The organism is Calditrichota bacterium, assembly GCA_016867835.1.
Lineage (GTDB): Bacteria > Electryoneota > AABM5-125-24 > Hatepunaeales > Hatepunaeaceae > VGIQ01.
The window spans coordinates 1-8745 of sequence record VGIQ01000112.1 but is presented as its reverse complement, the minus strand read 5'-3'; the positions used below and the strand labels follow the sequence as shown (position 1 = coordinate 8745).

The 8745-nt window shown below is 55.7% G+C and carries 8 protein-coding genes; 2 read left to right on the top strand and 6 right to left on the bottom strand.

From position 1 onward, the window contains the following. From FJY67_10015 to FJY67_09990, 6 genes are all read right to left on the bottom strand, one after another. The coding region (locus tag FJY67_10015) for a hypothetical protein (protein MBM3329788.1) at positions 1–651 on the bottom strand (651 nt) is incomplete at its 3' end. A gap of 24 nt (positions 652–675) precedes the next feature. After that, positions 676–1449 carry a phosphate ABC transporter ATP-binding protein gene (locus tag FJY67_10010; GenBank protein MBM3329787.1) on the bottom strand — a complete coding sequence of 258 codons (774 nt, stop codon included), beginning with the start codon at positions 1447–1449 and terminating at the stop codon, positions 676–678. A 299-nt stretch (positions 1450–1748) separates the two neighbouring features. Beyond that, positions 1749–2651 carry a phosphate ABC transporter permease PstA gene (gene pstA / locus FJY67_10005; GenBank protein ID MBM3329786.1) on the bottom strand — a complete coding sequence of 301 codons (903 nt, stop codon included), beginning with the start codon at positions 2649–2651 and terminating at the stop codon, positions 1749–1751. 4 nt (positions 2652–2655) lie between these two features. Continuing rightward, positions 2656–3699, bottom strand: coding sequence for a phosphate ABC transporter permease subunit PstC (gene pstC, locus FJY67_10000; GenBank protein MBM3329785.1), 1044 nt, complete (start codon positions 3697–3699; stop codon positions 2656–2658). 4 nt (positions 3700–3703) lie between these two features. Beyond that, positions 3704–4528: a phosphate ABC transporter substrate-binding protein gene (locus FJY67_09995; GenBank protein MBM3329784.1), complete on the bottom strand. Its 825-nt coding sequence runs from the start codon at positions 4526–4528 to the stop codon at positions 3704–3706. A gap of 116 nt (positions 4529–4644) precedes the next feature. Further along, positions 4645–5958, bottom strand: a complete 1314-nt coding sequence (locus tag FJY67_09990) for a hypothetical protein (protein MBM3329783.1) — start codon at positions 5956–5958, stop codon at positions 4645–4647. A gap of 489 nt (positions 5959–6447) precedes the next feature. Here FJY67_09990 and FJY67_09985 point away from each other — a divergent pair, with 489 nt between their 5' ends. Both FJY67_09985 and FJY67_09980 read left to right on the top strand, forming a co-directional pair. After that, positions 6448–6666: a hypothetical protein gene (locus FJY67_09985; GenBank protein ID MBM3329782.1), complete on the top strand. Its 219-nt coding sequence runs from the start codon at positions 6448–6450 to the stop codon at positions 6664–6666. Positions 6667–6951: 285 nt separating this feature from the next. Continuing rightward, positions 6952–8745 (top strand): hypothetical protein (locus FJY67_09980; GenBank protein MBM3329781.1); only part of this gene is annotated, 1794 nt, incomplete at its 3' end.

Sequence of the window (8745 nt, the reverse complement as noted above, 5' to 3'; positions counted from 1 at the left end):
CACTTCCCTTAGCCTCCCCCCCCCCGGCGCGACGCAGTCGATCGCTCCGGTGTCCACCAGGAACCGGTCGGTGTAAGCCTTGGCGCCGTTGGTAAAGGCGCGCAGGGTGACGTCGGTGTAGGTTGTGCCCATCAGGGGTATAGTATAAGCAATGTAGCGCGGGAAGTCAAGCGCTATTCCTCTTGGCGCGCGCGGAGGCCCCTTCAACAGACTAACCGGCCGTTTTTCGAGTTGCTGGGTGACAGGGTTGATCTTGAGGACTGCGGATTCGATTGCCACAACGCCGAGGATCGGCTCAGCGTCGTCGGGGCCGAACACGACCCGGCCGGCAGTGATCCGGTCCATCACTTCAATTTGCACCAGGCCGTAATCGAACGCGACCTGCCGACCGTCGGCAAGTTCATAGTCCATCCTGCCGACGACCTTGACGCCGAGTTCACGCAACCTTCCCGCCGGCGCGACGCAGTCGATCGCTCCGGTGTCCACCAGGAATCGGTCGGTGTAGGCGTTGGCGCCGTTCGTGAAGGCGCGCAATGTGACTTCGGTGTAGGTTATGCCCATCAAGGGTATAGTATAAGCAATGTAGCGCGGGAAGTCAAGCATCGACTGTTCCCCCCGCAAGAGAAGTTTCCCCCATTCAGCATTCCCCATTCAGCATTCCGCGCTCAGAGCCTCCTACCCGAACCGGCCTGTTACATAAGCCTCGGTCTGGGGCAGGCGCGGCCGGGTGAAGATGTTCAGGGTCTCATCGCACTCGATCAACTCGCCCATATAGAAGAACGCCGTCCGGTCGCTGATCCGCGCCGCCTGCTGCATATTATGCGTAACGATCACAATGGTATAGTCGGCCTTTAGTTCCAGAATCAACTCCTCTATCCGGGCCGTCGCTATCGGATCGAGCGCCGAAGCCGGCTCGTCCATCAGGAGCACTTCCGGATCGACCGCCAAGGCTCGCGCTATGCAGAGCCTCTGTTGCTGACCGCCCGATAACGACAGTGCACTCTTGTCGAGGTCATCCTTTACTTCCTCCCAGAGCGCGGCGCGCTCGAGCGACCGCTCGACAATCGCCAACAACTTCGACCGGTTCGAGACGCCGTTGATGCGCGGCCCATAGGCGACATTTTCGAAGATCGACTTGGGGAAGGGATTAGACTTCTGAAAGATCATCCCAACCCGTTTGCGCAATTTGACGACATCGACGCCGGGAGCGTAGATATTGTATCCGTCGAGGAGGACTTTGCCGGTCGTAACCGCGCCCTCGATCATCTCGTTCATCCGGTTGAGCGAGCGCAGAAAGGTCGATTTGCCGCAGCCCGAAGGGCCGATTAAGGCGGTTACCCGGTTGCGCAAAATGTCGAGCGAAACGGCGTGTAGTGCGACCTTTTCGCCATATCGGACGGTCACATCGCGAGCCTCGATGCGGATGTCGGGAGAAGATGCTGAATTCAAATGGTTGTGAAAGTGATTCGAATATTTATTAGGAGGTGCAGATTATTGTTGCCGTTCTTGGAGGGCGGACATTCCTGTCCGCCCTGATGAAGAGTTCCTATTAGGCAAGGGCGGACAAGAATGTCCGCCCTCCAAGTCAACTCTTGTCCGCCCTTGCTCATTACTTGTGCAGATAAAAGTATCAATATGAGGCATATGTCATGCTGAACTTAGTGAAGCATCTCGTCCTTAAGACGGGCAGTTCAGTCGAGTTCCTTCACTGCGTTCAGGATGACACAAATTGATGCACCCCATATTAATCACCTAATTGCATTCCTGCGCATACGGTAGCGTATATAAATTGCCGAGAAATTGAGCGTAAAGGTGAGGGCCAATAGCACCAGCGTCGTCGCATATTGGAGTCCCTTGGTTGCTTCGACATCGGGAGACTGGGTGGCCATGATAAAAATATGATAGCCTAATTCCATGAATTGGCTTGCGAGCGAATCAGGCAGGTGCGGCAGGAAATAGGCTGCGCCGGTGAAGAGAATCGGAGCCACCTCACCGGCGCCGCGACTCACCGCCAAGATGCCTCCCGTAAGAATGCCCGACAGCGACTGTGGAAGCACTACCCGGTAGATCGTCTGCCAGCGCGTCGCGCCGAGCGCCAGGGAGGCTTCGCGCAGTTCCCGCGGGACGTTGCGGATCGCCTCCTCGACCGATATGACGACTACCGGCAGAGTCAGGAGTGCCATCGTCAAACTCGCCCAGAGCAAATTAGGTTGAGCCCACCTAAGAACCTCTCCGCCCGATGTCGCCCGATCGAGACCGCTCCCGACGAATTGCACAAAAAAGCCGAGTCCAAAGAGGCCGAAGACAATCGCAGGCACACCGGCAAGGGTATTGACGGCAAACCTTATGAGTCGCGACATGAATGACTCCTGCCGCGCATATTCGGTCAGATAAACCGCGGTTATGGCTCCGACCGGCAGCCCGGCAATCGACATGATGACGACCAACAGAAAGGTGCCGTAGATTGCCGGGAAGATGCCTCCGGCGGTCATCCCCTCTTCGGGGACTCCGGAGAGAAATTCCCACGTCATCAACCGCGCCCCGCCGATGGCGATATTGAGCAGAATCACCAGCACCGTCGCTACCACCAACCCGGCCGCGAGCAGTCCTGTGCCATAGACTAGTCGTCCCAGCCAAATACTACGCCGCATACGGTCACCTACCCGTCAGACGTTTAATGAGCCGTCGCCGAACATAGAACTCGACAACGCCATTAAGGGCAAAAGTGAAAACAAAGAGGAGCGATCCGATCAGGAATAGGACGCCGTAGTGGACTTCGCCGAAGACGACCTCAGCCATTTCGGCGCCGATCGTCGCCGACATCGTCCGAACCGGCTCGACCGGATTCAACGAGAGTAGTGCGGCGTTGCCGGTCGCCATCAGGACAATCATCGTCTCCCCGAAGGCGCGGCCAAAGCCGAGGATCAGCGCCGCCAGAATGGCCGGAGTAGCGGCTGGGAAGACCACATAGAGCGTGGTTTGCCATTTCGACGCGCCGAGCGCCAGACTGCCATCCGTGAGCACTCTCGGCACCGCGATCAAAGCCTCCTCGGTAATCGTGAAAACCAACGGAATTACAGCCAGCGAGAGTGCCAGCCCTCCGACAAAGGCATTTAGCCGGAACGGGTAGCCCAGCATCGTCTGCAGAGCGCTCGCCATCACCGTCAGGGCAAAGAATCCAATCACCACCGACGGAATTCCGGCGAGGATCTCAATCGCCGGCTTTAGGAGTTCCTTCGACCATTTCGGCGCGAAAGCAGCAGTGTAAAGCGCAGCCAAGATGCCTATCGGCCCGCCGAAAAGCAGAGCGATGAGGGTAACCTTGAAACTTCCTACGAAAAGTGGCATAAGGCCGTATTTCGGGTCGTCCGAGACCGGCTGCCAGAACCTGCCGGCAAGATTTCTAAGCATCGACCGGTGGGAGGAGTCCGACTTTGGTCTCTCTTCAGAAGCACGGAAGGCCTGGAGATCGGTCTCCAGGTCTTCCGTGTTGCCATAGGACTCCATCGCGCCCATTGCTTCGGCGGAGATATGCTCCTCTCGGGCTAAGAGCGAGCGAGTCTCTCGAAAGACGAAATAGAATATCAGGAAAATCATCGCCAGTGAAGCAAATGCTACGGTGCGAATCACCAGGCCGGCGATATCGTTCGCCCAATAGCGTTCCTTGCGGGCAAGGCTTTCCAAACCCGGTTTGTTCATTATTTCACCGGACCGGGAAATATCCTACCGACGTTACGATCTCCTGACCTGCAGGGCTGATAATCCAGTCGATGTAGTCCTTTATCACCCCGGTTGGCTTCTCGCGGAGATACATATAGAGAAACCGGCTGATGGGGTAGTTGCCGCTGCGGATATTGGCTTCGGTTGGCTCGTAAGCCGGCGAACCGGCTTCCTTGCGGACGCCGATGCTTCGGATGCCCTTGGAATAAGCCGCTCCACCATATCCGATGCCGTTACGGTCGCGGGCTACGCCGTTGACCACCGCCGCCGTTCCCGGCAGGTTTTGGCAGGCTGCGGCATAGTCGGAACCACGCAGCACATAGTCTTTGAAATAGACATAGGTGCCGGAGTTGTTTTCGCGGCTATAGAGGACGATTTTTGCATCGGGTCCGCCGACCGTCTTCCAATTGGTGATCTCGCCGGTGTAGATGGACTTGATTTGATCGAGCGACAGTTCCCGCACCGGGTTCGACTCGTGAACATAGACCGAGAGCCCGTCGCGCGCGGCTTTCACTTCGACGCCGAGTGAATTGAAACGCTGCTTCAGTTTCTCGCGCTCGCCCGGCTTGATTGGACGCGAGGCGTTGGCGATGTCGGTGGTGCCGTTTTGTAAGGCTGAGAGGCCGGTGCCTGAGCCGCCGCCGGTAACCTGAATGGTTATGTCAGGGTGCGCGCTCATGTAAATCTCAGCCCAGCGCTGGGCCAGAATCACCATCGTATCCGAGCCTTTGACGGTGATTGCGCCTCTTTGCGCCGGGGCGATCATGGGAAGCGCCAGCAACGCCAGCGCGAGGAATATTTTCTTCACTGTATTGTTCCTTGTTATGTTCTTTTGTCCGGTCTGACAGGTCATTGAACCCGCAGCCGGATTATAACTCGCGGCGGCGCAGCGCACCGGACTGCGATTGTCGATTGACAGCCAGCCTAAAACCGGTATTGCATACGGATGGTCAGGACATTGTCCTTCAGATCCTCTTTGAACGGGACCAGATTCGCCGTGGTCGTCGCATGATCGACGGTCTCATTTGAGACGACGTCGTAGTAGAATATGAACTTCACATTCGAGTCCCAATGATGCACCAGGCCTGCACCGAAGGTAGTATAGGCGATATCGGCAGGGGTAAAGTTGGCGCCAGCCTTGCCGATTGCGCTGCCCTCAACGCTCGTGTTGGGATCAAAGACGTCGAACTTCAGGACCACTTGGTTTCTCCGGCCGATATTCTGCACCGCGTTCAAATACCAGCCGCTAACGTCGCGCCGGTAGAGCGGAGTCGATGCGGCATTGAAGGCGACACTGTAGGCACTGTTCGACGATGAAGTCGAAGGCTGACGGCCGGTAATGAATTCAAACCGCACCGACGACCCGCCGGCCGGCAGGACGTTGAAATAGGACTGCAGATCGAGCCCCAGGTAATTGCGGTCGAAGTAATCTCCCACCGGATGTGATGTCGAATCGACCGCCCACCGGTCGCCGGCAACCGCATAGACAAACTTCGAGTTGTAGCGCACTTTTCCGCCGTAGAACGATACACCGCCATCGATCTCCGCGTTGGCGTCGTAAAATGGCAACTGGAAGCCGACCCGGCCGATGAGGTCCTTATTGTTGTCGTTCTCGTTGGCTGTGGGTCCAGTGCCGTTGAAGAGCCCGGCTTTGGCATTCAGGAGACTGCCTGACGGCTGGTATTCAATCTTGGCACCTAACTCCCGTTCGCCGGGGAAGAGGGTTTGAAACATCCGTGACCGCTCGGGGCTTTCGCGCGAACTTGAGGAATAGGATATCTCGAACCCGAACGGCCGGTCGAAGACACCTGCAGTCAGCGAAAGGCTTTTCGACCAGGGGTCGGTGATCTGGGCGTAGGCGTCCTTGATGCCGACGCCGTTTTGCGTAACGTCCATCTGGAGGACGTATTGAGTCAGTCCGGCAGCGTAGTTGACCTTGAGCCGGCCGCGGCGGACCATAAACTGCGAGTGGACGCCATTCGGGAACGAGCCGCCGGCGAAGGAGGCTTGTCCGTCCGACTCACCGGTTCGAAACTGCGCCTGGACGTAGCCCGAGATTTTGACCTTGGCGAGAGCGCTCAGGGTGCTCTGCATTTCGAGCATCGTCTCGTTCATACCCTCGACCTGGCCTTTCAGTTCTTCAACCCGAGCGGGCGAATCGTCCTCGGCGAGAAGCGGCCGGGCGAATCCCAGTAACGCTGCGACAAGGGTCAGGATTACATTACTTGATCGTCTCAATGGAGTTCCTTTGAATGAGGAGTCTTGTTTTGTCTTATCGACGCCCTCAGTTTGCAGACTCAAGGTGAGGAAAGTATAAGCGCAATGTTAGGGATGTGTGAGGAAGGAGAAAGTGCCAACAGTATGGGTGATCGAGCGTTCAACTGCTGCTTGGGATGATCAGCATAATATTGATGGGTGCAATACCATCTTGCCTCGCCCCCCCGCAAAGCGGAGGTACTACAGGGGGGCATGAGGGACTATCCAGCATCCCCCCCTTCAATCCCAGCAGGGGGGGAGAGACAAGATATTTCTGCACTGAGCAAAAAGAAGGGGCAAACTATTTTGGCGAATTCGCGCCTCCGGGCTTGACAATCCAGACCGGTCCAAAGTATATTACATAACCTTGCTTCAGGCTACGGCTCGGGCTACGGCTCGGGCTACGGCTCGGGCTACGGCTCGGGCGGCAAAGCCCGGGCTCAACATCAACCCTCTCGCAAGGAGCATGAAATGGCTCGTTTCTCAACTCTCGCGACCGCCGCGCTCGTGCTGCTGGCGGTCCTCATCCTCTTTGCCGCGCCGGGCGAAGCGTGGGCGGATCCGCAAGCGTTTGATGTGTATCTCAAAGACACCCTCAACGTTGCCATCGAAAACAAGAATCTTCGCATCAGATTCCATGTGAATGGCAATTGGGGGCAATGGTTTGAAATGGTCAATGATCCCGGCTAAATGGCAGGACGCTATGCTTACACTCGCCAGGCAGGCTGGGCCGATCATTGGCAGGTCGAGATCACGGATGTTTGCACCCCTGTAAGTCCTGCCGATAATCCATACCAACCACCTGACACGCAGAGTTCATTCACTTGGATCGTCTATTTTCCGCCTCCAGAATAGAGAGGTGACCTTCCAGATGGGGTGGGAGCACACAATTCCACCCCATTATCGATTGTCTTTTGGAAAATCACCATGAAGGCTTTATTGCAAATCGTGTCCTGCTTAGCGATAGCAGGCTCTTTGATGGCTCAGCCAGGAATGGAATGGGTGGTCGCGTATCCTGACTATGAGCCGGAGAATCGCGGTCAATACGGCGGCGGCTTTCGCGATGTCTTCATCACTGCAAATGATGAATTTGTGGCATGCGGTAGGCATGGACTTAATCACCAATGGATCAAATTGCTGAATGCTGCTCGAGAGGAACGATTCGATCTACGTTTTCAAGGATCGCAATCGGCGCAATTCCTGAACAGCATCATTGAGACCGATAACGGCGACTTCGTGGCAGCCGGTTGGGATAACGGCACCAATCAAGGCGATATTTCAGTGGCTCGGGTAAGTTCGGAAGGAGAACTTCTCTGGCACAGGAATTATGGAGGTGGTGGAGCCCAAGGTGCATATGCTGTCATTGAATTGAAGGACGGTGATTTTTTGGTTTCAGGATTTACTTCGGTTAATAATTATGATGCGCTGGCTTACAAGTTGGATGGCGAGGGTAATACGATCTGGGCAAGGAATTATGGCTCAAATGGTCGGGATCAGTTCTCGGCAATACGAGAGGTTGACGGTGGATACCTGTTTGCGGGTTCGCTCGACAGGCGCTGCTGGCTCCTCAAGGTCAACCCTGAAGGGCAGCAAGTTTGGTCACGCACCTACACCCGTGGTGGTGAACGTCAGGTCAATGAGACCTTCCTCTCCCTTTCGTCTTTCCCGAGCGGTGGTTATGTCGCATGTGGCATTAGTGCCTTTGCAGATGACAACTATTCCGTCCGTCCGATTGTGGTCCGCGTGGACGCAGATGGCGAACAAATATGGCTTCGAGTGCAGGATGAGGGAATTGCTTATGGACGCTGCATAATTGCATCGCGCAACGGGGACAGAATCGTAATGGTGGGTGACAATGGCAATGCGTCTGGTGTAATTTGGCAGTTTTATGAAGACGGAAGTTTAGTATGGAGTCGTATATTGAGCCCTAATCCTCGTCCGGTTGGAGTTCATGTCCTCTATTCCACGCTGTTGGGTGATGACGGAGGAATAGTAAGCGCAGGATGGGGTAACAGCGTTCGCGGAACTGCTGGCATAATAATAAAGTATGCCCCCGAGAGAATGGCGCCGCGAATAATCAGGTTTACTCCTGCAGAGCAGGAATTCGATAAATTGCCCGGTACTATTGTCGAGTTCCACATTGAAGCAGAGGATGCACAAGGGGATGTGCTCGAGTATTATTATCTCATTAACGGCGACACTATACAGCAAGGACAGGATTTATCCTATCGCTTTGATAGTCTTGGTGTCTATGAAATGACTGGCATTGCTACCGATGGCAGACAATTCGACTCCATCAACTGGACCATTCATGTCCGTAATCTCTTCATCATCACCCATACCCCCGACACCCTATCCCTCACCGTTCAGCGCAATAGTGAAATCGACTTCTCCCTCGACTCCGTCGCTTACATTGGAGATAGGGAGAACCTTCGTTTTGAGTGGCTGCTCTATGACAGTGCGGCGGTGAGGTGGGAGGAAGTGGCAGGTGATGACCGGATCGGAATCCGGTCCTACGCGTTCGACCGGACCGGTGGGTATGCCCTGAAAGCCAGGGTCTTCGACCCGAACGTCGATCCGGAGCCGGCCGACTCCGTCCAGTGGGCGATTCAGGTCCGAGGCGTCATACGAGCCTTTGAGCCGAATCTCCCCGAACTGTCTCTTGAACCGCGTCAGGAAGCGACCTTCGAACTGATCCCCTTCAATGCCAATAACGACTCGATTCAGTTCTGGTGGACGCTGAACGAAGCAGACACTTTGTCCACTCAG

What these genes read in the sequence shown, in the direction of transcription:
- pstA (MBM3329786.1), bottom strand. Translation starts at nt 2,651, where the DNA reads ATGCGGCGTAGTATTTGGCTGGGACGACTAGTCTATGGCACAGGACTG.
- pstC (MBM3329785.1), bottom strand. Translation starts at nt 3,699, where the DNA reads ATGAACAAACCGGGTTTGGAAAGCCTTGCCCGCAAGGAACGCTATTGG.
- FJY67_09985 (MBM3329782.1), top strand. Translation starts at nt 6,448, where the DNA reads ATGGCTCGTTTCTCAACTCTCGCGACCGCCGCGCTCGTGCTGCTGGCG.